The sequence below is a fragment of the Polyangium jinanense genome (assembly GCF_028435365.1).
Window position 1 is genome coordinate 24,444 of record NZ_JAGTJJ010000053.1, and the last position, 23,730, is coordinate 48,173.

19 protein-coding genes, 1 tRNA gene and 1 pseudogene are annotated in these 23,730 nt (G+C 68.3%); 12 read left to right on the forward strand and 9 right to left on the reverse strand.

Features of this window, described 5'->3' with window-relative positions; genetic code table 11:
- Window positions 1–14: 14 nt before the first annotated feature.
- Entirely contained in the window at window positions 15–515 is a 501-nt protein-coding gene (locus KEG57_RS43725; protein ID WP_272426683.1) for a Fur family transcriptional regulator, read from the reverse strand.
- Between the two features lie 346 nt (window positions 516–861).
- Here KEG57_RS43725 and rpsU point away from each other — a divergent pair, with 346 nt between their 5' ends.
- From rpsU to KEG57_RS43740, 3 genes are all read left to right on the forward strand, one after another.
- Window positions 862–1,086 (forward strand): 30S ribosomal protein S21, encoded by a 225-nt coding sequence (gene rpsU, locus KEG57_RS43730; protein WP_136928365.1) that lies wholly within the window; start codon window positions 862–864, stop codon window positions 1,084–1,086.
- A gap of 116 nt (window positions 1,087–1,202) precedes the next feature.
- Window positions 1,203–2,270 (forward strand): glycosyltransferase family 4 protein, encoded by a 1,068-nt coding sequence (locus KEG57_RS43735; protein WP_272426682.1) that lies wholly within the window; start codon window positions 1,203–1,205, stop codon window positions 2,268–2,270.
- A 118-nt stretch (window positions 2,271–2,388) separates the two neighbouring features.
- A tRNA-Pro gene (locus KEG57_RS43740) sits at window positions 2,389–2,463 on the forward strand.
- Between the two features lie 161 nt (window positions 2,464–2,624).
- Here KEG57_RS43740 and KEG57_RS43745 read toward each other — a convergent pair.
- Window positions 2,625–3,107: a hypothetical protein gene (locus tag KEG57_RS43745; protein WP_272426681.1), complete on the reverse strand. Its 483-nt coding sequence runs from the start codon at window positions 3,105–3,107 to the stop codon at window positions 2,625–2,627.
- A gap of 155 nt (window positions 3,108–3,262) precedes the next feature.
- Here KEG57_RS43745 and msrC point away from each other — a divergent pair, with 155 nt between their 5' ends.
- Both msrC and KEG57_RS43755 read left to right on the forward strand, forming a co-directional pair.
- Window positions 3,263–3,751 (forward strand): free L-methionine (R)-S-oxide reductase MsrC, encoded by a 489-nt coding sequence (msrC, locus tag KEG57_RS43750; protein ID WP_272426680.1) that lies wholly within the window; start codon window positions 3,263–3,265, stop codon window positions 3,749–3,751.
- A 45-nt stretch (window positions 3,752–3,796) separates the two neighbouring features.
- A complete protein-coding gene (locus KEG57_RS43755) occupies window positions 3,797–4,606 on the forward strand; it encodes an NlpC/P60 family protein (protein WP_272426679.1) in 810 nt (269 codons plus the stop codon).
- A 514-nt stretch (window positions 4,607–5,120) separates the two neighbouring features.
- On the opposite strand, the gene KEG57_RS43760 is transcribed toward KEG57_RS43755, so the two are convergent.
- Window positions 5,121–8,678 (reverse strand): nucleotide-binding protein, encoded by a 3,558-nt coding sequence (locus tag KEG57_RS43760; protein ID WP_272426883.1) that lies wholly within the window; start codon window positions 8,676–8,678, stop codon window positions 5,121–5,123.
- Window positions 8,679–8,927: 249 nt separating this feature from the next.
- Here KEG57_RS43760 and arfB point away from each other — a divergent pair.
- A pseudogene (gene arfB, locus KEG57_RS43765) lies at window positions 8,928–9,341 on the forward strand (alternative ribosome rescue aminoacyl-tRNA hydrolase ArfB); the annotation flags it as partial.
- A 351-nt stretch (window positions 9,342–9,692) separates the two neighbouring features.
- Here the strand turns inward: arfB and KEG57_RS43770 are convergent.
- Window positions 9,693–10,241 carry a YybH family protein gene (locus tag KEG57_RS43770; protein WP_272426885.1) on the reverse strand — a complete coding sequence of 183 codons (549 nt, stop codon included), beginning with the start codon at window positions 10,239–10,241 and terminating at the stop codon, window positions 9,693–9,695.
- A 271-nt stretch (window positions 10,242–10,512) separates the two neighbouring features.
- Here KEG57_RS43770 and KEG57_RS43775 point away from each other — a divergent pair, with 271 nt between their 5' ends.
- Both KEG57_RS43775 and KEG57_RS43780 read left to right on the forward strand, forming a co-directional pair.
- Window positions 10,513–13,698 (forward strand): PAS domain S-box protein, encoded by a 3,186-nt coding sequence (locus KEG57_RS43775; RefSeq protein WP_272459613.1) that lies wholly within the window; start codon window positions 10,513–10,515, stop codon window positions 13,696–13,698.
- Window positions 13,699–13,770: 72 nt separating this feature from the next.
- On the forward strand, window positions 13,771–14,592 hold the full coding sequence (locus KEG57_RS43780; RefSeq protein ID WP_272426887.1) for an STAS domain-containing protein: 822 nt from the start codon (window positions 13,771–13,773) through the stop codon (window positions 14,590–14,592).
- A 33-nt stretch (window positions 14,593–14,625) separates the two neighbouring features.
- Here KEG57_RS43780 and KEG57_RS43785 read toward each other — a convergent pair whose 3' ends face one another.
- From KEG57_RS43785 to KEG57_RS43800, 4 genes are all read right to left on the reverse strand, one after another.
- Window positions 14,626–15,093: an Imm26 family immunity protein gene (locus KEG57_RS43785; RefSeq protein WP_272459614.1), complete on the reverse strand. Its 468-nt coding sequence runs from the start codon at window positions 15,091–15,093 to the stop codon at window positions 14,626–14,628.
- Window positions 15,094–15,108: 15 nt separating this feature from the next.
- Complete coding sequence (locus tag KEG57_RS43790) at window positions 15,109–15,681, reverse strand: transglutaminase-like domain-containing protein (RefSeq protein ID WP_272459615.1); 573 nt, start codon at window positions 15,679–15,681, stop codon at window positions 15,109–15,111.
- A gap of 29 nt (window positions 15,682–15,710) precedes the next feature.
- Window positions 15,711–16,586, reverse strand: a complete 876-nt coding sequence (locus KEG57_RS43795; protein ID WP_272426890.1) for a PAS domain S-box protein — start codon at window positions 16,584–16,586, stop codon at window positions 15,711–15,713.
- A gap of 289 nt (window positions 16,587–16,875) precedes the next feature.
- A complete protein-coding gene (locus tag KEG57_RS43800) occupies window positions 16,876–17,643 on the reverse strand; it encodes a hypothetical protein (protein WP_272426891.1) in 768 nt (255 codons plus the stop codon).
- A gap of 145 nt (window positions 17,644–17,788) precedes the next feature.
- Here KEG57_RS43800 and KEG57_RS43805 point away from each other — a divergent pair, with 145 nt between their 5' ends.
- Entirely contained in the window at window positions 17,789–18,856 is a 1,068-nt protein-coding gene (locus KEG57_RS43805; RefSeq protein WP_272459616.1) for a PAAR domain-containing protein, read from the forward strand.
- Between the two features lie 8 nt (window positions 18,857–18,864).
- Window positions 18,865–19,455 (forward strand): hypothetical protein, encoded by a 591-nt coding sequence (locus KEG57_RS43810; RefSeq protein WP_272426893.1) that lies wholly within the window; start codon window positions 18,865–18,867, stop codon window positions 19,453–19,455.
- Here KEG57_RS43810 and KEG57_RS43815 read toward each other — a convergent pair.
- Entirely contained in the window at window positions 19,435–20,856 is a 1,422-nt protein-coding gene (locus tag KEG57_RS43815) for a cytochrome P450 (protein WP_272426894.1), read from the reverse strand. The two genes, KEG57_RS43810 and KEG57_RS43815, sit on opposite strands and share 21 nt — an antisense overlap.
- Window positions 20,857–21,001: 145 nt before the next feature.
- On the opposite strand from KEG57_RS43815, the gene KEG57_RS43820 reads away from it, so the two are divergent.
- Window positions 21,002–22,966: a bifunctional serine/threonine-protein kinase/formylglycine-generating enzyme family protein gene (locus KEG57_RS43820; protein WP_272426895.1), complete on the forward strand. Its 1,965-nt coding sequence runs from the start codon at window positions 21,002–21,004 to the stop codon at window positions 22,964–22,966.
- A 116-nt stretch (window positions 22,967–23,082) separates the two neighbouring features.
- The gene (locus tag KEG57_RS43825) at window positions 23,083–23,676 is read left to right on the forward strand and encodes a superoxide dismutase (RefSeq protein WP_272426896.1); all 594 of its coding nucleotides are present in this window, start codon (window positions 23,083–23,085) and stop codon (window positions 23,674–23,676) included.
- Window positions 23,677–23,730: the final 54 nt, after the last annotated feature.

Genomic DNA, 23,730 nt, shown 5'->3' on the forward strand with positions numbered 1-23,730 from the left:
ACTGCGTGGTGAAACTATCGTGGTTTGCCCGCGCGCGTACGGGCAAACGTGGGTTCGTCCGCGGCGCAGGCCTCGCACAGCCCGCGGTAGATGCGCTCCACGGCGCGCAGGGAGAACCCGGGCGCGGCCGCGTTCACGCAGGGCGCGAGCTCCGTGATCGGCTCGCCGTTCGCGCACGAGGGCACGTCGCGCACGAGCCCGCAGCGATCACACACCGCGTGGTTGTGCGGCGTCATGTTCGCGTCGAAGCGCGCTGCGCCCGGTGACAGGCTCAAGGACACGCAGAGCCCTGCCGCGGCGAGCGCGTCGAGCGTGTTGTATACGGTCGCGAAGCTCATCGTCGGCATCGCGGGGCGAAGCCGCTCGAAGAGCTCCTGGGCCGTCGGGTGCGTCGGGTCGCCCGCGAGCTCGCGCGCGATGGCCAGCCGTTGCGGCGTCAGCTTGAGGCCGGAGGCCCGGACGCGCGCCAGCATCTCGGCGAAACGTGCTTCGGCCTCGGGGCACGCGTTCGGCACGTCCGCTGGATACTTAGAAACTTTCTCAGCTGCAAGGCCTCCTGAGTTGAGGAAAATCCCTACACTTACCGGCGTCAGCGACCCCCCTAGGGGCGGCAGGGGGCAGAAGAAATCGTGGACAACCTCACGAGTTTTGCCTGGCGCACGATCTACGGGCCTCTCGAACACGCGTGGACGGCCTTGCCAGACAAAAAACCGACTGACATACTGTCGCCCCCTCGCGAACCGGGTTCACGTACACGTGTGCCTGTGCGCTGCGGGGAAACCGGAAAACGAGGACGACAACGCCCCGCGCGGCCCGGGGGAACAGGGCCCGCACGACGGAAACGAGAGGACGCGTTCAGAGATGCCTACCGACGCCATTCAGTGCAAACCGCTCGAGGTCGCCGTGGGCGACAAGGGAATCGAGCGCGCGATCAAGCACCTCAAGCGGAAGATGGCCGCGGAGGGCATCCTTCGTGAGCTCAAGAGGCGCCGGCACTACATGAAGCCCTCGGTCAAGCGCCGCAAGAAGGCGTCCGAGGCTGCCCGCCGCCGCCGCAAGCGGTCCAAGATGGACGTGATGCAATAGCCCGGCGGCGCGTCCGCGCGCCTCCTGGTAACCCGGCGCGCCTCCGCGCGCCTCGGGCCATCGACGATGACGCCGGCCGCTCCGAGGAGTCCGGCGTTTCGTCGTTTTGTTCGACCTTGAAGCATCTCGTCGTCACCACCTCCTATCCCGCGAGCGACGCCGATCCCTCGGGGCACTTCGTCCGCGCCGAGGCACGCGCGCTCGCACGGCAAGGCCACGAGGTGCACGTCGTCGCGCCCGGCGGCTCGCCGTTCGACGAACCCACGCGGGATCCCACGACGCCCTCGCTCCACGTGCATCCGGCAGGCGGAGGCGCGCTCTTCGGATGGCCTGGCGCGCTCGATCGCGCCCGCCGCGAGCCCACGCGCTTGCTTCACGCGCTCCCCTTCGCCATCGCCGCGCGCGCGCGTGCCTCTGCGATCGGCCCCGTCGATCGCGCCATCGCGCACTGGATCGTCCCCTCGGCTGTGCCGATCCTCCTCGGTCTTCCCGCGCCGATCGAGGTCGTCGGCCACGGCGCCGACGTGCGCCTCCTCTGCGCGATGCCCGCCGCCGCGCGCATCCTCATCCTGCGCTCGCTCCTCGATCGCGACGCCTCCTTCCGCTTCGCCGCGGCGTCCTCTCTCGACGCCCTCTCGCGCGCCTTGCCCACACCGCTTGCTGCGCGCCTCGAACGCGCCTCCCGCGTCGAGCCCGTCCTCCTCGATCTGCCCGACGTCACGACGCGCGCGTGCATGCTCCGCGCCTCGCTCGTTCCACCTCCGTCCGCGGACAAACTCGTCGTCGCCGCGGGCCGCCTCGTCCCTTCGAAGCGCGTCGACCTCGCGATCGAGGCTGCGACCTCCGCGTCGATGTCGATCGTCGTCGTTGGAGACGGTCCTCTGCGGGGCGAGCTCGAAGCTCTCGCGCGTGCGCATCATGCCGACGCGCGGTTCGTCGGCCTCGTGCCGCGGGACGAAGCTCTTGCGTGGATCGCCGCGGCCGACGTGCTCCTGCATGCCTCCGCGGCAGAGGCTGCGCCCACCGTCGTGCGTGAGGCGCGCGCGCTCGGCGTGCCCGTCGTCGCGTGCGCCGCCGGAGACGTCGCCGTGTGGGCTCGCCACGACCCTGGCCTCGTCGTCGCCGTGCCCGACGTCCGGGCCCTTTCGGCCGCGCTCCGGGCTGCCGCGACTGCGCGTTCGTAGGGCGCCCCCCCGAATTTGGGACGGACGTACAAAAGCGACGAACGTGGCTCTTGCAATCCTCGACAGTTCGACTAGGGTGCCGCCTCGCGATGCGGGGCACACACCACGCAGAGCGGCTCGGGGCGTAGCGCAGCCTGGTTAGCGCACTTGACTGGGGGTCAAGGGGTCGGTGGTTCAAATCCACTCGCCCCGACAAGGTCCGGAGGATGAACGTCCTCCGGACCTTTCGGTTTTTTGTGCTTCGGAATGAACGAGACGCGGACGAAGGCCGTTCGCGCCTCGGCGCGTCGTGCCTTCAGGATCCGTCTGTCTGGGGGATGGGAAGAAACGCGCGGCCGCTCGTGCCGCGCAGGCTCACTTGAAGCCGATGCGGAAGTTGACCGGGCCGCAATCGGGCGCGTCCTCCATTGACAGCGTCACCTCGTGCCGGCCGGGGTCGCCCGTCACCGTCAGGCTGCCGCCCGTGCTGCGGTCGCCCTTGTCGCCAATGCCGATCGGCAGGTCGAGGGCCGCGCCCGCGCCGTTCCAGTTCAGGCGCAGCGTCGCCGTCGTCTGCTGATCGACGGGGCTCAGGTTCTCGCCCTTGAACTCGATGACCAGACGCTCGGCGTTGGCGATGTCCGAGCGGAACGTCGCCTTGGCGCCGCAGTTCATGCGGAAGCGGTGCGTATCTCCGCGCTTGATCGACAGCGCCGCGGAGGGCGGAGGCTGAAACGCGTCGCCCTTCTTCGGCGGCGGAATCTTCACGACGATGCAGCCCGTAGACGCCGCGGCGAGGAGACCGAGCGTCGCGATACGCGCGGCCCCGGAAAGAATCGCGGAAACCTTCTTCGACATGACAAGCGCCTCCATCGAGCCCGCCGTCCCCCTCCGCGCCCGTGCGGGTACGGATCGGCGGCTACCATTTCGCGTATAAACGACGCCGGGTGGAAGATCCACTCTTTCACGCTCTCCGTGGCGCCCCTCGCGCTTCGTAGTATCGTCTGCGTCCCATGGCCGAATCCACCCCCGATCTCCGCGACTTGCCCAAAGACCGCGCCTACGACGAATTGGACCGCACGCTCGAAGCCGTCCTCGCGGGCCTCTCGGATCCCATCGCGGCCATGGCCACGATGAGCGCACTCCTGCATCACGGCTTCGGCCATCTCTGGACCGGTTTCTACCGCGTCGTCGCCCCCGACCTCCTCCGCGTCGGTCCTTATCAAGGCACGCTCGGCTGCCTCGAAATCCCCTTCGGAAAGGGCGTCTGCGGCGCCGCGGCAAAGGAGCGTCGAACGGTCGTCGTCCCCGATGTCCACGCCTTCCCCGGCCACATCACGTGCGACGCCCGTTCCCGCTCCGAAATCGTCGTCCCCGTCCTCGATGCCTCGGGCGCGCTCCTCGCCGTGCTCGACATCGACTCCGACCGCCCCGCCGCCTTCGACGACGAGGACCGGCGCCGCCTCGAAGCCATCGTCGCCTGGTTCGCCCGCACGGCCTGAAGGCGCATCTTCCCTCTTCGCAGCCCTTCCCTTACACTCGGCCGCATGCTCCGCCCCACCTTGCGAATGCCGTCCGGATATCCCGACGCGGCGCCGCATCTCCGCGACGAGGTCCGCGTCCTGCAACGCGAGCTCAAGCGCTGGGCGTATTCCATGAGCCCCGACGGCCAGTTCGGACCGCGGACCGATGCCGCCGTGCGCCATTTCCAGCGCAAGCGTGGCCTCAAGGACGACGGCATCGTCGGACCGCGCACCTGGGACGCCGTCCTCGATCCCGACGCGAAGGCCATTGGCGCGAGCTTTCAGTATCAACCCGCCGGCGCCCCGGATCCCACCCCCTCCACGCCCGCGCGGCCGGCGCCCGCCACGCCCAAACCCTCCGAGCCCGAGCCGGCCCCGGCCAATCCCGGCGCAGGCAACGCCTCGTGGATGGCCATCGCGCGCAAGGAAGAGGGCACCCGCGAGACCTCGGGGAAGGCGGCCAATCCGCGCATCGTCGAGTACCACGCGACGACCACGCTCCGCGCGAAGTCGGACGAGATCGCGTGGTGCGCCTCGTTCGTGAACTGGGTGCTCAAGAAGGTCGGGATCAAGGGCACGAACTCCGCCGCCGCGGCGAGCTGGGTGAAATGGGGTTCGCCCACGACCGCGCGCCAGGGCGCGATCACCGTCATCTACAATGCCAGCGCCGCAAATTCGTCCTTGTCGACCTCCGGCAATCACGTCGGATTCCTGGTTCGCGAGACGAACACCCATTACGTGCTCCTCGGCGGAAACCAGTCGAACTCCGTGAAGGAATCGAGCTTCGCCAAAACGAAATGGCGGCTCAAGGCCTATCGCTGGCCGTCTTCCTGAGGGGGACGCCTCGCGTCCCCCTCTCATCCAGGCCTGATCATTGGTCTCATCTGGGAGCCGCTTCGCTGGGGCGTTGCCCCAGGCCCCACCGGGGCTATCCGCCCCTGGACCTGGACCAGCGCAAGCGCTGGACCCGGGGTCGATGAACTGCGCAACGCGCAGTTCATCGAACAGGCCAGGTCAAGACCAGCGACGACCCCGCCCATCAAGACCGCGGCGCTGACGATTCAACAGGCAACGTGCTCGTCACCAGCGGGCAACGCACCTTCCTGGTCTTGCCACCGGCCTGTTGGAAGAACTGCGCGATGCGCAGTTCTTCCACGAACGGTCCAGGGCTTGCCCTGGTTCGGGTCGAGGGGCGAACAGCCCCCGCGGGGCCCGGGGCAGCGCCCCGGCGCGGCGGTTTGCGATGAGACCAATGCTCAGCATCCAGGCAAAGCCTGGACGATTCACCCCCCGAGGCGAGTTCGCTTCGCGATCTCGCAGCGCCGAACAGGTTCGGCGCTCCTAACGGTTACCGCTTCGTCGCCGGAGCACTCGCATCTCGTTGCGCGAATGCCGCGGCGGACGGCAAGAGCCGGGTCGTGCCCTCCATCGTGAATCGATGCTCGTCCCCGCGCGCGTCCCAGATCACCACGCGCCGGATCGCCCCGAGATCCCCCCGCGCGACGAGCACCCGGTCGACCTCGATCCGGGCCCGCGCGCATCCCGCGCGCGGCTTGCGCGGAACCGCCGAGATCACCGCCATCCACGCGCGCCCCTCCTCGCCCGAGATGACGACGTCGAATGCCGCACCGAGGCCCTCCGAGAGCACCGCGGCGAGCGCGACATAGGGCGAATCCTCCAGCGTCGATTTCGCGATCACGTGCCCTCGACGCACGAGCGAGGTCTCGCTCCCATGGGCAAGCAGGACCTCCTCCGCTGGATCGTCCGGGAAAATCCGCACGAGCGGCTCGCCGTCCTCGCCGCGCCACGCATCCACGAGCTCCGCCACCTCCTCCACGCCCCCCGCGTGCACGGTCGTCCGCCGCAATGCCGCACGGTAAGCCGACGTGCCCGTGTACAGCGCCGCGAGCATCCCGAGGAGATTGCCCTCGGGCCCCGTCCTCGGCACAGGCAACGTGATCTCCGGCAGCGCGACCTCGGGCACCTCGCCCCGCGCGCGCCCCGAGGCTCCGCTCGCCGATGTGCTCGCGCCCTCGTCCTGCTGCTCGAGGAGGAGCAGCGGGCACGAGAGCCACGGGACCGGAGGCTCCGTGGAGAGCAATGTGTCTGGACGACAAACTGCCGCCGCGTGGGTACGTATCGCCCGCGTATTCGCCCGACCGAGCCCCCCGCCCGACGCGACCTCCGGCGGCGTCGCGCTTGGGGCAGCGCCCTCCTTCCGCGCGGCGACGGGGGCGCCGGCGAGCGCGAGAATCCAGCCGAGGCCCGAGGGATCCCGCGCGCCGAGCGCGTCGCGCGTCTCGCCGGAGAGCGACGAAATCCGCGCCCCGATCTCGCGGACGAACCAGCCCTCATGGGGCTTCATGGCCGCCCGCACCGCGCCCCACGCCCGCGCGAGCGCCGCTTCTCCGCCTCGCGTGAACGATTTTTCCAGAAACCCGCGCGCCTCCTCCTCGTCCGCGCGGAAAAGCGCGAGGATCCCGGCGCAACCAAGCAGAAATGGATCCGACCCGCCGTGCTCCGCGGCCTCCCGCAGGTGCTTCCGGGCGACCTCGAACGAAGCCTCGCTCGCCGGCACGCCAAACCCCTGCAGCATCGACGCGACCCGCAAGAGCGCAAGCCCAGCGCGCCCCAGGATCCGCGGCCTCCGTGGATCGTCCCAGCGCGCGCGCAAGGACGCTTCCGCGAGCGCCGCGCGCGCCTCGTCCACGCGACCTTCCCGCTCGAGCACGTGCGCGAGCGAATACGACACCCCCGCGACCAGCGCGAGCAGGCTCGGCCCCGCTTCGAGCCGGAGCCACGCGCGCATCAGCCGATCCCGCAGGACGGAAAGCGTCTCGCTCGCCTCCCGCGCCTGTCCGCGCGCGGCGCGCGTGATCGCGTGCGAGCACTCCGCCGCGCAGAGCGCCTCCAGGATGGGCAGGTGAAGGCTCCCCGCGAAACGCGCGCGCACCTCGGCGATCCGCGCGTCCGCCTCCTCGTGCCGCCCCGCGGCGTCGAGCGCCGTCACCTCGTTGCAGGCGACAGCGGCGGCGATCTCGAAATAGGGCGTCTCCGTGGCGCCCGCGAGCCGCTCGCGCAGCCCCGCGAGCGCCGTGGCGGCCTTGACGGGATGACCCGCGAGCGCGAGCGTCGCCGCCGCATTCGCGGCCCCCAGGGCAAACCACGCGGAGAGCGTCTCCGCGGCGGGCGCGGCCGCCTTTCGCGCGAGCTCCCTCGCCGCATCGAGCGCCCGATCCAACGCGCCCATGCGCCCGAACGAAAACACCGACCCCGCGAGCGACGCCGCCTCCACGGCGCGATAGCCGCTGCCCGTGACGCCCACGCCCGCGGCGCAGGCCATTGAAAAATGGTTCGCCGCGGTATCGTCCCAGCCGAGCTCCTGGCAGCAGACGCCCGCCGCATGGGCCGCATCGGCGTGCACGGCCCGGAGCCACGGCGGCTCGCCCGTGAGGCGCATCTCCTCGGCGAGCTCGAGCGCCATCCCGAGGTGCTTGCACGCCTCGGCCCACGCCTCGCGGCCCGCGTGGAATTTGCCCTGACGATACGACGCGAGCAGCACGGCCGTGAGGAACTCCGGGTCCTCGAATCGCCGCGGGAAGAAGCGCCGGATCACCTCGCCGTAATCGGAGACGCTCGTATCCCCCGACTCGATCGAGAGATCCCCGAGCGCGAGGAGCGCCCGCGCCGCGTCCCGTGATCCTCCCTCGTCGCGGATCTCGCCGCGCGCGATCTCCAGGTACGCCTTCCTCGCCGCCCGAAAATTCCCCTCAGCCCGCAGCACCGCCGCGCGGGCGAACGGATCCCCCTCGATGAGCCGCACGCTCTGCGGCAGGTTCCCGGAGGGCGGCGACGAGCCCCTGTCCTCCACGACGAGCCGCGACGACGGCGGCGGCGACGAATCCGGCCCGGATCGCCCGCGCCGCGCCTCGATCGCGGCCCACAGATCCCGCGAGCTCGGCCGCGCCGCCTCGCCCACGTCGAGCGGGCTCTGGCGCCGGAGGCATTGCACGAATCGCAGATAAGCGTGCGCGAGGCTCTTCGGATCCGCGGCCGACTCGATCTCCGCCGCGATCGCCGCGCCCCGCGCGGCGCGCTCGTTCCAAGGGATCGTCGCAAGCCCGAGGTAAGGCCCGAGATCCCGGCCCATCACGTTCGTCGTCTCGTAGATCAGCCCTTCGAGCTGCTCCTTCGCCTCCTGCACGAACGCGCGCCCACTCGCGCCCTCCTCCACGCGCACGAGCAGCGGAAACAGCGGGAGCGGCCGACTCGCGTCCACGAGCGCGCGCCGCGCGTGCGCGAACCGTCCGAGATCGATCGCCTCCTCCAGCGACGCGTCATCCACGAGAAGCACGAGTTTGTCCACGAGGTGCGCAGCGAGCAGCGCCGTCGCTTCGGTCCTCCCCGAGGGCATGTTCACGAGCACCTCGTCGTACCGGGCCCGAAGCGCCTGCGCGAGCGGCGCGAGCAGCCACGAGCACTCCTCGATCACGCGCGCTCGTGTCACAGCCGATCGCGCCCCTTCGGCGGGCCAGTAAAACATCTCGGCGGGCGCTCCGCCGAGCTTGAGGGGCACCACGCGGATCCCCGCCCCGCCGTCGAGGAACTGCGTGATCCCCGCGCGCACAGCCGCCTCGGGCGGGACGTCCCGCCCGCGTCCGGACACGAGCGGCAGCGCCGCAGCACGCACGCCCTCGAAGAAATGGACGACGCCCGCGCCCTTCCGCCCCTCGCCCCGCCCCTGGAAATAACGCTCCAGGGCAGGCTCGTCGACGGCCAGATCCACGACGAGGACGCGTTTCCCTTTCTGCGCGAGCAGCGCCCCAACATTGGCGACGGCCATCGCGCGCCCGACGCCTCCGCGTGCCGAAGCGAGCCCGACGATGATCCCCTGCCGATCGCTCACGCCGCCCTCGTCCCCGCTTCCATCCCGCACCCAGGAATTCAACGGGGCCCGGACTCTACCGGACGCAGGTGTCGCCTGGCAATAGACCCCCCGCGTCGGTGAGCGCTCTTCCAGGCAATGATGCGCGGCTTCAAGCCCGGTATCTCGACGAACGGCTGCCTTGGTGCTTACCTCCGCGCAGCAACACGCAAGAGAAGGAGACGAGCCGTGGATCCCCGAGAAAGCCGCACGCCCCCGGAAGGCGCCATCGTGGTGAACGATCGTGTTCACATCCCGGCATCGGCCCTCACCGTCACGACAGCGCGCTCATCCGGCCCCGGCGGTCAGAACGTGAACAAGGTGGAGTCGAAGGTAGACGTCCGGGTCGATCTCGCCGCGATCGTGGGCCTCGACGACGGAGCGCAAGCGCGTCTGCTCGCGTCGGTGCGCACGCGCCTCGACGCCGAAGGCAAGCTGCGCGTCACAAGCCAGAGGACGCGGGACCAGTTGAAAAACCTGGCCGACGCCCACGACAAGATCCGCGCACTCGTCGCAGCAGCACTCATCGCGCCCAAGCCTCGCAAGCCCACACGCCCGAGCCGCGGCGCAGTCGAGCGACGCCTCGACGAAAAAAAGCGCGCAGGGGAACGCAAACGGTCTCGCGCCGGCCGCGGCGACGATTGAGCATTCAGCTCATCCCGAATGAAGCCGCTGCGCTGGGGCGTTGCCCCAGGCCCCACCAGGGGCTATCCGCCCCTGGACCCGGACCAGCGCAAGCGCTGGACCCGGGGTCGATGAACTGCGCGATGCGCAGTTCATCGAACAGGCCGAGTCAAGACCAGGAACGATCCTGCCAATCAAGACAGCCGCGCTGTCGTTTCGACTGGCAACGCCGTCCCACCGGCCTGTGGGAAGAACTGCGCATCGCGCAGTTCTTCCCCGAAAGGTCCAGCGCTTGCGCTGGTTCGGGTCGAGGGGCGAACAGCCCCCGCGGGGTCCGGGGCGGCGCCCCGGCGCGGCGCTGACAGAATCGAACTACCCGCCCTGCGGGGGCTCTGCTTCCGGTGGCCCGTCGTGGATCGGCACCGACAGGTGCTCGTGGATGATGAGCCATTGCCCCTCGCGCCACTCCCACACCACGGACCAGCGCGCGTCGAAGGACTCCGTCATCCCGTCCTGGAACGTGACGTCGAAATGCACGATACCTGCGACCAATGCGTGGTTGCCATGGGCCTCGATCCGGGTGTCGTCGCGGACCTTGGCTTTCATGGTGCTGAACTGCGCGAGAAGTTTCTTCACACCGTTCTCGTAGGCATTCCAGCCTCGATACTGGAGCGGCGCGAAATCGAAAAAGACGAGGCCCTCGTCCTTTGCGTAGAACGGGGCGGCCTTCTGCGGATCGAGGGTGCTCCACGCGTCCCACGTGCGCTGCATGAGCTCCGTGGTGGGCTTCTCGGGCGCGCTTTGCTCCGGCTGCGAGGTCGGGGCTTTCTTGCAGCCCATGGGCGCCGCGCATAGCGCTGGAATCGAGAGCGCGGCGGCCAGGGAGAGTCCGGCGAGGAGAGAAGAGCGAACCTTTTTCATGCGCATCGCCTCCTGCGAATGGCCGCCAGATGCATGCAGCGGGCCGCCGGGCGGGGCGTGTGGACGAAAAGAGGGAGTTTCAGCCGTGGAGGACCCGGGCAAGCGCTCAGGAACACTCGAGCAATCAGGAGAACCCTGACCATTTGAATAAATCTATGACTCGCAAAGGTTGGACTTGTTGCATCGGCTGGTTGACATGGTGGCGATATGTCACGTAATGTCGTCGGACACAGTCGAGTCGCTGGCGCCGTGGCGAGCACGGGAGGACGGGATGGACACGGGGTTGGGATCGTCTTGCCGACCGCACGACGAGAGCGGGGCGCTCCTCGATCTCGCGCTCCGAGCGTCCGGGGCAGGACATTGGTCCTGGGATCTGGGGGCGCAGCACGGCTCCTGGTCCGACGAGGTGTACCGCATGTTCGGCGAGCGCCCCGACCCGGACGGGGGCCCGGTGTCGGGCGAAACCTGGCGCAAGGCCGTCCATCCGGAAGATCTCGCGCCCACGCAAGCGCGCTTCGCGGCCGCGTTCGCGGAGAGGAAAGACTTCATTGCCGAATACCGCATTCGCCGATCCGACGACACCATCCGGTGGATTCGCTCCCGCGGCCGTGTGCTCGTGGACGACGCCGGGCGGCCGCGTATGGTCGGCGTATCGCTCGACGTGACGGCGGAAAAAACCCAGGAAGCCCGGCTCCGTGCGAGCGAGGAGCGCTTCCGGACGACCGTCGAGAGCTCGCTCGACGCGGTGGGCATTTATTCGGCCGTCCGCGATGCGTCCGGCGCCATCGTCGATTTTCGCACCGACTATGTGAACGCCGCCGCCTGCGAGTTCCACCGGATCCCGCGCGAGGCGCAGATCGGCAAGACGCTCCGCGAGCTCTACCCCGCTCCGCGCGCCGCGCGGGGCATCAAGCGTTATGCGCGGGTCGTCGAGACGGGCGAGCCCCTCTTCAACGAGGCCCTCCATTACGAAAACGAGAACGACGACCCTGACGGGCGCTTGCAGCGTGCCTACGACGTGCGCGCGGTCCGGATGGGCGACGGATTCATGGCGACGTGGCGCGACATCACCGATCGCGTGCGAACCGAGCACGAGGTCCGCGAGACCAAGGAGATGCTGGAGGCGCTGATCAACAACTCCGCCGCCGCCATCTTCGTCAAGGACGCGAGCGGGCGTTTCCTCCTCGCGAACCCGCGCGTGCAGGCGAACTTCGGCCTGCCCCAGAGCCAGATCCTCGGAAAGACCGATCACGATCTCCTCGATCCCGAAAGCGCCGACGTCTTCCGCCGGAACGACCTCGAGGTGCTCCGCACCGAGCGCGTCCTCGAGGGCGAGGAGGAAATGGTCATCAACGGCAAGGTCCATACCTTCCTCTCGCTCAAGTTTCCCCTCCGGGATCGCCACGGCAACCCCTACGCCGTCTGCGGGGTCTCGACGGACATCACGGATCGAAAACGCGTCGAGGAGGCCCTCCGCGAGAGCGAATTGCGCTTCCGCAACATGGCGGACACCGCCCCGGTGATGATCTGGGTCACGGGCACGGACAGCGCCTGCACCTTCCTGAGCCAGCGCTGGTACGATTTCACCGGCCAACCCCTGGAGCGCGCCCTGGGCCGCGGCTGGCTCGACGCGGTCCACCCGGACGACCGCGAGGAGATCTGGACGAAATTCCTCACGGCCTCCCGCCTGCGCGAATCCATGCGGCTCGAATATCGCTTGCGACGAAAGGACGGCGAATATTGCTGGGCGCTCGACTCGGCGACCCCGCGCTTCGGCCCGCGGGGCGATTTTTGCGGCTATGTCGGGTCGGTGATGGACATCAGCGATCGCAAGCAACTCGAAGACGGCCTCCGGAAGAGCGAGGAGCGCGCGCGGGCGCGGGCCCAGGAGATCGAGGCGATGATGGATGCGACGCCGGCCGCCATCTGGATCGCCCACGACCCGCAATGCCACGTCATCACCGCCAGCCGCACCGCGTACGAGATGATGCGCGTGCCCCTCACGCAGACGAACATCTCGAAGACGGGGGCGGAAGGCGACACCGTGCCGCACATACGCATCTTCCGCGACGGCAAGGAGCTCCGCCCCGAAAATCTGCCCATCCAAAAAGCCGCGCGCGGAGAGCCCGCGCGTGATTGGGAGGAGGAGCTCGTCTTCGATGACGGAGACCGCATCACCATCTTCGGCAGCGCCGTCCCGCTGCTCGGCCCGAACGGCGAGCTACGCGGCTCGATCGGGGCCTTCGTCGACATCACGGCGTTCAAGAGGGCCGAGGCGGCGCTGCACGACGAAAGGCAGCGGACGGAAGAGGCGCTCCGGGCCGCCGACCGACGCAAAGACGAATTTCTGGCCATGCTCTCGCACGAGCTCAGAAACCCCCTGGCGACGATCCGCAATGCGGTGGGCGTGCTCCACTGCATACGCTCGGACAACCCGCGCATCGAGCGGCTCCACGACATGATCGATCGCCAATCCGAGCAGCTTGCGCGCATGGTCGACGACCTGCTCGACGTCGCTCGTATCACGCAGGGCAAGCTCGGCCTGCGCAAGGAGCGCATCGACCTCGCCGCGATCGTGAGCCGCGCGGTGGAAACGAGCCGCCCGCTCATCGACGCGGCCGGGCACACGCTCTCGATCAAGCTGCCCCCGGGCAACGTCATGCTCGAAGGGGACCTCGGCCGGCTCTCGCAGGTCCTCTCGAACCTGCTCAACAACGCGGCGAAGTACACGGAAAGCCGGGGCCAGGTCCGGCTCTCCGCCGAGGTCCAGGGCGACGAGGTCCAGATCCGCGTCGAGGACAATGGAATGGGCATCGCCCCCGACGTCCTGCCCCACGTCTTCGACCTCTTCACACAATCGAGCCGCGCCATCGACCGCGCGCAGGGCGGCCTCGGCATCGGCCTCACGCTCGTACGCACGATCGTGGAAATGCACGGCGGCAAGGTCGCGGCGCAGAGCGGCGGCGCGGGTCAGGGCGCCGAGTTCACCGTGCGTTTGCCGATCCACCGCGCCGCGCCCGCGGAGGAGCTGCCCGCGCCGACGAGCGAGGAGCGGGGGCTCATGTGCCGAGGCGAGCCGCGGCGCATCCTGGTCGTGGACGACAACGTCGACGCCGCGGAGAGCCTGGCCTTGATGCTCGGGTACCTGGGGCACGAGACCCGCGTCGCGCACGACGGGCCGAGCACGCTCCAGATCGCCATATCGTTCCAGCCCGAGCTCGTCCTGCTCGACATCGGCTTGCCGGGGTTCGATGGATACGAGGTCGCGCGCCGCCTGCGCGCGCAGCGCGAGACACGCGCGGCCATCCTCGTCGCGATCACGGGGTACGGGCAGGAAGAGGATCGAAAACGCGCACGGAAGGCCGGCTTCGATCATCACCTCACGAAACCCGTCGACCACGATCGACTGATCTCGCTGATCGACACGATGGTGTCGCCGGTCGACGTCCCCGCCTGACGTAACGGGACTCTCCACGCGACCTTTCCTTCGCTGCCCACCCTCGTGCAACATGGCGGGCGGAGCAGGTGCATGCAGCGCGTGATCGAAGCCTTCTGGGAGCGGCTCGAGGACAACGTCACGGCGTCGTGCGCGCGCGTGGAAGCCGCGTACATCCCCTTTTACCGGGACCTACCGAAAGAGGCGCGGCGCGGGGCCTTCAAGCGCGCGTTCGAGGCGATGGGTCAGGACCTTCGAGCGAGCGAATCGCAAGCGTTCCCGGCGCTGCTCCGAGCGATCGGCGAGCAACGCTCGGGGCTCGGCGTGACCATCACGGACATCCTGCGAGGCATGCTCATCGGCTTCGAGGTGGTCACCGAGGATTTTGCCATCTTTTTTGGCGACGACCTCGAAGCGCGCGTCCACTGGGAGCAGCTCCGGGCCCGCGTGAGCTACATGGGCGCGGCGGCGCTCGCGGACGCGTACCTCGCGGCGCGCGAGAAGCTCGTGCGCGCGCAGGCCGAGGAAATCGTGAAGCTCTCGGCGCGGGTCCTCCCGCTCTATCCGGGGATCCTCGTGCTCCCGCTCGTGGGAGCGCTCGACGCCGCGCGCGCGGCGCACCTCACGCCCCTCCTGCTCCAGGCGGTCGTGGAGAACCAATCACGCGTCGTGCTGCTCGACGTGACGGGTTTGCCCTCGGTCGGCGCGGAGACGGCCGAGCATTTGATGGGCGCGGCGCGGGGCGTCGAATTGCTCGGCGCCACGGCGATCCTCGTGGGCGTACGCCCGCACATGGCGCGCGCGATGGTCGAGGCCGGCGTCGATCTCGGGACATTGCGCTCCCGCGCGGATCTCGCGAGCGGGCTAAGGGACGCGCTCGACCAGCTCGGGCTCACGATTGCGCGGAAGCGGTGAAGAAGATTCCGCCGAGGGCAAGCCCTCGGCGTCTCAGGAAGGACGCTTGGGTTTCAGTTGTTCGACCCAGACGTTCGGTCGGCCGACGAGATGATCACGCAGCCTGTCTTCGACGTGATTGTCTTCCCAGACCGCGAGCCTTTCGATCCCCTGGACCTCCTCGATGCTGGCAGGTCTCGCTTGCCCGGCAGAATCGATGATTTTGATGTCCGATGGATCGGCGATGTTCTGCATGAACTGCGAAGGAATTGCCGGGACGTCCCGCGGCTCGTTTCCCACGACCACCCAGTTCTCGTTCTTCTTCCAGCTCTTGTGCACGGACAGCGTGAAGATCGGCTTCGAGCCCGCAAGCTCGCGCCAGCCGTCCCCTGATTCGTTTGCGGCGATCTTCGGATCGTAGAATTCCAGGAAGCCGCTGTCGATGACACGACCATATGCGAAGGTGTTGTCGTCGATCTTGATCCGGATGATGTTTCCAATCCGATCTTTTCGTCCCCTCATGTCTCTTCTCGATCCTCATACGGTCGCAAGCGTTTGATCCGGCAGATCCGCGGCGAAGCTTTGCCAGTCCGCATACGCGCGCAGCTTGGCCACGACGACCGGCAGCGGATGCGCATACACGGTCGGATCGGTCGCCTCCCCGGGCGCCGTCGCGGCGTAGGCCAGCCGAACGCTTGGCGGCTCGAAGACGGTATCGATGCCGGGCTTGTTGCCGCGCGCGTCGATCCGGTACCAGCCGAGACCCGGCAGGTGGACGGCATTGAAGCCGTGCAGGCAAAAGCCTGATTCGTGGGCGAGCCGCTGATAACAGAGCCCGGCAGGCAGGCCATTGGCACGCAGCAGGGCAGCGAGCAGGTGGCTCTTGGCGTAGCAGAAGCCGACGCGGTGGCGCAGCACCTCCGAGGCCGTGCACGTGAGCGGCCCGGCCTGGATGTCGAGGGTATGGCGGACCTCGTCGCGCACCCAGGTGAAGCAGCGCCGTGCGGTCTCGACCGGCCCGGTGGCGCCCTTCGCCAGCGCGGCCGAAAGCGCAGCGACCTCGGGATGCTGCCAATCAATGATGTCCGTCGTGGCCAGGTAGTCGTTCACCTTCCGTCTCCTCGGCGGTCCTGCGGGATTCAGCGCCTCGTGATGGCCTCTGCGCTCATCCTGCGCAAGGCCTCCGTGAGCCCGCGCGCGAGTGTCGAATAGGTGGACAACCCCGACACGTCGAACCCGCCTGTCGCAAGCTCCCTTGCCGCGGCTGCGCGGATCCCCGTCACGATCACGCTCGCGCCGACGAGCTTCGCGGCGGCGATCACGTCGAGCAGGGCGCGCACGGCGACGGAATCGAGCCGGGGCACCCCGGTCACGTCGAGCAGGAGCAGCCGTGCGCGGAGCTCGGCGATGGCGGCGAGCACGCGCCCGGAAAAACGCGAGGCGCGTGGTGCGTCGAAAGGACCGACGAGGGGCGAAAGGAGCAGCCCTTCACGGATGCAAAGAATCGGCGCGCCCCGGTCGAGCAGCTCCTCGGCTTGTTGCTCGATGATACGACGGGCGGCTTCGAGGGCCTCGACCTGCTCGCGCAGCTTGGCGTTTGCGTGTTCGAGCTCGGCGGTCCGTTCTTGCACGCGCTCTTCGAGCTCCTCGCGGGCGCGGACGAGCTCGGCTTCGGCGTGTTTTCGCTCGGTGATGTCGCGAATGACGCTGACGAGCGTCTTGCCCTCGTCGATGTGCTTCGTGCTCACCTCGACGGGGAACGTGGACCCATCCTTGCGGCGATGCGACGTTTCGAAGAGCAAGCCCTCGTGGAGGGCGCGCGCCAGTTGCGGGCCGATCTCGGCCTGGGTGTCGGGGTCGCGGAGATCGCGGATGGTGAGCGTCTGGAGCTCGTCCTGCGAATATCCGTAGGCGTGGGAAGCTGCCGGATTCGCTTCGAGGATCCGGCCGTCGTCACCGATGAAGAGGATGATGTCCCGCGCCTCGCCGAGGAGCACATCGTAACGTAGCTTCATGGCCCGCCCGAGCTTCCCTCTTACCAAGGTTCACTCGAGCCGATCCATCGGAATAAACCAAAGAGCCCGGATGCGACGGGCTTCCCGACCTGGACGGACCTCCCCGAACGGCTTGGAAGGACAATGGGAGAGGTCCTTCGACCTCGGCGGCGTCGATGAAAGCACTTCCTCGGGGTCGCCGAAGTGCCTGAATCTTGTTTGCCTTACAATCCGGCGGGTCGAGGGAGGGGTTTGGGGGCGGTTCGAAGGCGGTTCGGGAGGTCGATCGACCTCGCGCGGGTGGTTTTGATCAGTCTGGCTGTATGGATTCAGTGCCGGCGGGTGGTTTTTCGTTGCTCCCGCGGCGGGCGGCGGCTTCGCGATACGCGTCGAGGGGGCGGAGGGCGGAGCGGGCGGAGGCGATGCTGGATTCGTCGTCCTCGTCGACGGAGGCGCAGACCTTGGTGGCGTATTCGACGATGGCGCGGCCCATGGCGCGGACGTGGTCGGCGAGGTTGACGCCTTCGGCCTGCTCGCGGAGGAGGATGCCTTGCACCATGGCGCCATACTGCTCGTGCTGGGCGCGGACGTTGTCGAGGAAGACTTTGCCGGCGATACGATCGATGTCCTTTTCGAGCCCCTCCTCGTCGATCCGCTTGAGGATGGTGTCGGCGGTGGACCATTGCACGGGATAGGTCTCCTTGAGGAAGGAGAGACCGTCGGGCCCGAAGAGAATGGTCACGAGCTCGGCGGCACGCTTGGCGTCCTGGTATTTGGCGATCGGGAGGTCGGCGAATGCGAGGAGGCGCATGCGCAGGGCGCTCCAGGAGGTGTCGCCGGCTTGATCGACGAGGCGCGCGGCGTCGTCGGAGACTTTGCCGAGGGCTTTCTGGCGGATGGCGAGGGCGGTTTGGGCTTTGTCGGCTGCGGTGTTGATCTTGGCGGCGGATTTCAGGAGGGCCGTGGAGGCGTCCTTGGGGCAGGCCGCGAAGAGGGCGCGGCAGAGGGTGATGCCCCCCTCGGCGGTCATGATGGGGGCGCGGACGTAGAGAGTGGGATCCGGGGGATCGAGGGACATGGTGGGGGAGAGTACGGGAAGCGGGGGTGGGAGGGGAAGGGGGATTTGTGCTGGGCGGATCTCCCGCGCCCCCAACCCCTCGAAACCACTCATTTACTTTTTGCTGCGCTCGCCGGCCCTCCTCTGATACCATCGCGTGCGAGCCATGACCCAGCTTGCCGCACGTGTTGGTGATGCGCACACCTGTCCGGCGCATGTCGGGGGGCCGATTCTCCCGCCGGGGTGTCCGACCGTCGTCATTGGGGGACAGGCGGCCGCGCGGATCGACGACCTCTGCCAATGCGAGGGCCCGACCGACGTGATCAAGACGGGCGCGCCCACCGTGCTCATCGGCGGCAAACCCGCGGCGCGCAAGGGCGATCTGACGCGGCACGATGGCGTCGTCGCCATGGGGTTTCCCACGGTCCTCATCGGGCCTCTCGCACCCGGCGACGCGGTGGCGGCGCTCTTCACGGACGAATATCTGTCCACGCTCGTGGGCAAGGAATGGCAAGGGGCGAACTCCGAGCAATTGAAGGAGGCGATGCAAACGCTCTGGGAGCATCGCCACGACCCGAACCACCCCGATGTCCAGGAGGCGCTCCGGCAAATCGCGGAGGCGCGCGGCAAGCCGCTCGAGCAGATCCAGCAGGATTGGCAGAGGTATCAGGCCGCGCTCGCCGAGCAGGAGCGGATCGCCGCGGAAAAGGGCATGGATCCGCCCCCCGGGGTCAACAACTGGCTCCACGGCGACCACATGGGGAGCACCTCGCAGCTCCGGTATGGCCAGGTCGCCGGCGATGCGCTGGGAATGGATCCCGTATTCGGCGCGCTCCTCAATCCGACCGGGGGCCTCGTCGGTCCGGGCAATGCGGCGGTCGACGGCAACGACTCCGCGATCGGGTATCACGGCGCCGTACATGACGCCGGGGGGTATCTGTACAATTATCACAACCAGGGCCCAGGATACGATTATCTCGGCCAGGAGGGGCGCGACACGTCGAGCCCGCTCTCCGGTCAGCGGTCCGGAATCTCGTACTGGCGTGACCAACTGCCCGATCGCAGCGGCGGGCAGAAGTTCACCGACGGCGCGGGCGATGTCATCATGGATGGGGTCGTCGGCGGGATCGACGGGGTCTCGAACGCCTGGGAGGCCACCAAAGAGACGGTGTCCGACGCCTGGGAGGGCGCGAAGGATTGGGCCTCCGACACCTGGAACGGCCTGTGGGATTAGGGCAAACGATGAAAGCTCATACGCTCGAAATCGAGGAGCTCGCGGCCCTCGTCGGCTTCCTGAATGCAAAGAAGCTCGTGGGGCTCGACGAATCGCTGTTTCGCGTGTTCTCCGAGGAGAACCTTCCGCGGCTCGTGGCCAAGCTGAACGAGCACGGCTGGCTCACGCCGGCCGAGCGGCCGGGTACGTATCACTTCAAGGAAGACCTGATGCAAGCCCTGGCCGTCGCCGTGGCGCCGGAGTTTGCCGTGCTCGCGCGATCGGAAGCGCGGGCGAAGTCGATCGTGTTTTACCTGGCCGGAAGTGAGATCACCGAGATCGTGCTCACCGCGGATCGAGCCGTCGTCGCGCGGATCGAGAACCTGGACGAAATGGCCGCGCAAGTCGTGACGTTCCTGCAGCGCACGTGGCCGGGCGAGATCGCGGTCGCCCGCGTGAAGGGCGAGTCCTTCGACGCGGGGCGACGCGTGACGATCGATGCGCAGGGGACGTTGACGACGAAGACCCCAGGGCTCTTGCCGGGAAATACGTGGAGCGCCGAGAACGTCACGGCGTTCCTGCACGGCGCATTGGCCGAGCTACGAGCTCCGCGAGGGTAGCCGCCGCTCCACCGAGATCTCGAGCGCCTTCGAGGGCGTGATCGTGATCCCCCGGATCTCGGCCTGGGCATTCGACCCGGGCGTGATCCGGAGCTCCACGCGTTCGAGGATCCGCCCGAGCACGATCCGCATTTCGACGCCGGCGAACGCCATCCCGAGGCAGGTCCGCCTTCCGCCGCCGAACGGGAAAAAATGGTTCGTCGGGGCCGCGCCGGGCTCGAGGAACCGCTCGGGCCGGAAGCGCGCGGGGTCGCCCCACGTATCCGTGCGCCGGTGCGCGAGGGCGACGCAAGCCCACACGATCGTGTCCGACGGGATCTCGTACTCGCGAATGCGCATCGGGCGCCTCAGATGGCGGCCCACCGCCGGCGCGATCGGCGTGATGCGCATCGCCTCCTTGATGCACGCGTCGAGATAAACGAGCTCACCCGCGCGCGCCGGATCGAAAGGGTTGTCCCCGAAGACACGTTTCCTCTCGGCGCGGATCTCGGCGAGCACCTCCGGCCGCGAGAGCACGTGCCAGAGCGCCCAGGTGAGCGAATTCGCCGTGGTCTCGTGGCCCCCGACGAGCAACGTGACGAGCTCGTCCTGCACGTGCTCCATGTCCATGAGCCCGCCGTCCTCGTAACGGGCCTCCGAGAGCAAGGCGAGCACGTCGGAGCGCCCCGCGGTGCCCTCTTTGCGGCAGCGCTCGACGTCCTCGCGCAGGTATTCGAGCACCTCGGCCTTGGCCGCGCCCCATTTCTCCCACGGGAGCAAGGGCCGCCGCGGCACGGGCCCGCCCGCGAGGCGACGGCGCACGACCGTGTCGAGCATGGCGCGCACGCGGTTCGCATTGAGGAGCGCCGAGGCGAAAAAAAGCGCCGGCGTCATGGCCCCATTGAGCCACGTGAGCAGCGGGCCACGAATACGCGCCGCGCGCTTGTCGTCTTCTGCGCCGAAGACGCATCGAAGAATGACGTCGAGCGTGATGTCCTGCAGCTCGCTGTGAATGGCGAGCTCGGCGCCGGGCTTCCAGCGATCGACGACGCGGTCCGTGCACGCGCACATCGAGGCGGCATAACTGCGCAATCGCTCGCCGTGCAGGTGCGGCATCATGAGCTGGCGCTCGCGGTGGTGCCGATCGCCGTCGAGGAAGAGCAGCGAGTTCTCGCCGATGTTCATCGGGAACGATTGCTTGCCCTGGGCATAATCGTCGGGCTTGAGCGCGAAGATCTGCCGCACGATCGCGGGATCGCTGCTGACCACGCGCGGCGGGTCGCCGGGCAAACGTAACGTGAATACGTCGCCGTAGCGGCGGACGCAGTCTTCGAGATAGGCGTAAGGGTCGCGGCCGAAGCGCATCGCCTGGAGGAAAGGCGGCTCCTCGGGTCCCGGGGGAAGCGGTGAGCGCGTCTGCATGGGTCCTCAGGGTAGCCGAAGCCTCCGCCTTCGTCCCCCCGAGGGGACCGGTGGACCCCGGGCCTGTTCGTCGCCGTCCGAGACCGAATAAGCGAAAGCTTCCCCTTCCCCCGGTGCTCGCCTTCGCGTTATCCTCGGCACCTGCATGGCGTCTGCTGCTCTCGCCGATCCCTTCGCCTGGGTGGGCCAAACCATCGACGGCAAGTTCCGCATCGAGGCGGTCGTCGGCGAAGGCGGGTTCGGCATCGTGTACCGCGCCCAGCACCTCGGGCTCGGCGAGCCGGTCGCCGTCAAGTGCCTGAAGATTCCCCCTACCCTCGCCCCGGACGAACGCGAACGTTTCCAGCAGAGCTTCCTCGAAGAAGGGCGCCTGCTCCGCAAGCTCTCGCGCGCCACACCTTCGGTCGTCCAGGCCCTCGACGTCGGCGCGGCCGTCGCCCCGAGCGGGGTCTGGGCGCCGTATCTCGTGCTCGAATGGCTCCACGGCGAGACACTCGAAGCATTCCTCGCGCGCCGGAACGCGGACAAACAGGGAGGCATGCCCCTCGCCGACGCCGCGGCGCTGCTCGAACCCGCGGCGCTCGCGCTCGCCGCGGCGCACGACGAGGGCATCGCGCATCGAGACATCAAACCCGCGAACCTCTTCCTGAGCGACGTGGGGGGCGCAGCCCCGCACACCCCCGCCGGCGCGCCCACGATGAAGGTGCTCGATTTCGGCATCGCCAAGGTCATCGCCGACAATGCCTCGATCACCCGCGCGATGGAGCAGACCGGGCACGCGCCGTCGATTTTCACGCCCTTTTATGGTGCGCCCGAGCAATTCAATCGGAGGTTCGGCGCGACCGGGCCGTGGACCGACGTGTATGCGCTCGCGCTCGTGCTCGTCGAGCTCTGCTCGGGCAAAAGCGCGCTCGTCGGCGACGACGTCACGCAGCTCTACATCGCCACGACCGACGTCTCGCTCCGGCCCACGCCCCGCACCCACGGCGTACGCACGAGCCACGCCATCGAGGCCGTCTTCCAGAAGGCGCTCGCAATCGAGCCACGCGGCCGATACACCTCGGCGCGGCTGTTCTGGGACGCGCTGCGCGAGGCGCTCCCCTCGCCCATCGAGGACGACGCGCCGGGCACCACCGTGGTCCGCGGAGACATCCACGATTCGCTCACGACCTCGCCCCAGATCACCGAAGCCCGCACGAGCAAACCCGTCTCCTCGCGGCGCTCTCTTTTCGCGGCGACCGGCGCATTCATGTTCGTCGCGGCCGCGCTCACGGCGTCCTTCGTGATCAAGAATCGAGGCGAGATCGAGCCCATTCCGACGGTCTCCCGCATGGGCCCCGAGTTTGGCCACGTGGAGCTCCCGAGCCCGACGGCGGACATGGTCCTCGTGCCCGCAGGCAGCTTCACGATGGGGCACGCGAAGGAAGGCAAAACCGAAAAACCGGCGCACACCGTGACGATCTCGAAGCCGTTTTACATCGACCGCACCGAGGTCGCAGCGGAGGAGTACACGCGCTGCGTGGCCGCGGGGAAATGCACGCGGAGCGGCGTGCACGGGCCAGGCGTGGACGAGGCCGACGCCACGAAGTTCGCGCCCTTCTGCACGGAGCCCGATCCGGCGAAGGCGCGCCACCCCATCAATTGCATCGACCAAGGGCAGGCGGCAAAGCTCTGCGCATTCCTCGGCAAACGATTGCCGACGGAGGCCGAATGGGAATACGCCGCGCGTGGCAAGGACGAGCGTCTCTATCCCTGGGGCGAGGAGCCCGCCACGTGCACGCTCGGCAATTTCTCGCGCGCGGCGGGCCAGTGCCCAGGACGAGCGAAAGGCACGATGCCCGTGGGCTCGTTCCCCGATCACGCAAGCCCCTTCGGCGCGCTCGACATGGCCGGCAACGTCTGGGAATGGGTCGCGGACGCCTTCGATCCGGGCGCCTACACCAAAGCCGAGCGCAAGGACCCACTCGTTCCCACAGGCGCGAAGGGCGTGATCCGCGGCGGCTCCTGGGATTTCGTGTCGAGCGCCGCTAAGACGACGACACGGTACGCATTCGACCGCGCCACGGGCCACGTCAGCACGGGCGTGCGTTGCGCGAAGGCCGCAGACTGAAGCGGCCGATCTTTCGGCACGGCTGCCAACGTGTTGGAGAGCTGCCGACGCATTGGAGGCTTCCTTGCGCCGCTTCCCTTTCGCACCTACGAAAAGACGCGAAAGAGGAGGCGAACATGGCCATCATCCCGGCGAAGTACACGGCGAAAGATTATTCGGCGCTCAAGGGTCTGCAGGGCATCACCGACGATCAGGTCGCCGTCCACCTCACGCTTTACAATGGATACGTCACGCGCTCGAACAAGCTGAACGAGACGCTCGCGTCGATGGTCGCCGAGAACAAGGCGAGCACGTTCGAGTACAACGAGCTGAAACGCCGCGCAGGCTGGGAGATCAACGGCGTCCTGCTCCACGAGTATTACTTCGACAACCTCACGGCAAAGGCCACGGACGGCAAGGACTCGCGGTTCGCCGAGGCCATCGCGCGCCAGTACGGCAGCTTCGACGACTGGAAGAAGGACTTCCTCGGCGTCGCCAAGATGCCAGGCGTCGGCTGGGCCATCACGTATTTCGACCCCACGCGCGGCCAATTCGACAATTACTGGATCGACCGCCACGACGTCGGCCACCCCGCAGGCCACCGCCCGATCGTGGTGCTCGACCTCTGGGAGCACGCCTGGAGCGCGTACCTCAAGCCCACCGAGCGCGCGAAGTACCTCGAGGACTTCTTCGCGAACGTGAGCTGGAGCGTCGTCGACGGGCGGCTCTGATGGCGTAGCGCCGGGGTTTCACCCCGGGCCCGACCAGGGGTTGTCCACCCCTGG